Origin of the sequence: Streptomyces palmae, assembly GCF_004684805.1 — a bacterium.
Lineage (GTDB): Bacteria > Actinomycetota > Actinomycetes > Streptomycetales > Streptomycetaceae > Streptomyces > Streptomyces palmae.
Window position 1 is genome coordinate 1 of record NZ_SRID01000730.1, and the last position, 1,026, is coordinate 1,026.

Below are 1,026 nucleotides of genomic sequence, written 5' to 3' on the forward strand. Positions count from 1 at the left end.
CCCCCGCACCCCACGCCGCTCCCCAGCGCGATCACCCCTCCCACCCCTTGACCTCAACTCAAGTTGAAGTCCTAGCGTCTTCCCCAGTCCATCACCCGACGACAGGAGGGAAAACGTCATGATTCTGGTGACGGGAGCCACCGGCAACATCGGCAGCGCTCTGCTCAAGGAACTGCACCAGCACGCCACGGAGCCCCTGCGCGGACTCACCCGCGACCCCGCGCGGGCCACCTTCCCGGAAGGGGTCGAGCCGCACGCGGGTGACCTCGCCCAGCCGGCATCCCTGAAGTCCGCGCTGCGCGGTGTGCGTTCACTGTTCCTGGTGTCGCGTCTGGGAGCGGACGCCGACATCCTGGAGCTGGCCCGCGAGGCCGGTGTGGAGCACGTGGTGCTCGTCTCCTCCATCACCGTCCGGACACATCCGCGGCTGGGCCCCGCGGCCGAGAACCAGGCGGTCGAGCAGTCGCTGAAGGACAGCGGTATGGCCTGGACGATCCTCCAGCCGACGCAGTTCGCCTCGAACACCCTGTGGTGGGCGGCCTCCATCCGCGAGCGCCAGGCGGTGCGCCTGCCCTACGCGGACACCGGGCTGCCCACCATCCACCCCGCGGACATCGCGTCGGTGGCGCGGGTGGCGCTGACCGAGCCCGGCCACCACGGGCGCACCCACGCGCTGACCGGTCCGGAACGGCTGAGCGCCCGGCAGCAGGTGGAGGCCATCGCCGCGGCCCTGGGACGGGAGGTGCCGATCGTGGAGATCAGCCGGGAGGAGGCCCACCGGCGGATGGCCGTCGTCATGGGGGAGGAGACCGCGGACGCGGTGCTGGACGTGACGGGCGGGGACGTCAACGAGGAACTACTGACGGTACGCGACACGGTGTCCCGGGTGACCGGCTCCCCGGGGAGGACCTTCGCCCAGTGGGTTTCGGAGAACGTCGCCGCCTTCCGCTGAACCACCCGCACCGGGCGGCCCCCGGGCCCGCCCGGCCCGTACCCGGTGACGAGTAGAATCGGACGGATGCACGC

At 71.4% G+C, this 1,026-nt stretch carries 1 protein-coding gene; it reads left to right on the forward strand.

What is annotated here, in order from left to right; translation table 11 throughout:
- Positions 1 to 118 precede the first annotated feature (118 nt).
- A complete protein-coding gene (locus E4099_RS32355; protein WP_135342640.1) occupies positions 119 to 952 on the forward strand; it encodes an NAD(P)H-binding protein in 834 nt (277 codons plus the stop codon).
- Positions 953 to 1,026 lie beyond the last annotated feature (74 nt).

What these genes read in the sequence shown, in the direction of transcription:
- E4099_RS32355 (WP_135342640.1), top strand. Translation starts at nt 119, where the DNA reads ATGATTCTGGTGACGGGAGCCACCGGCAACATCGGCAGCGCTCTGCTC.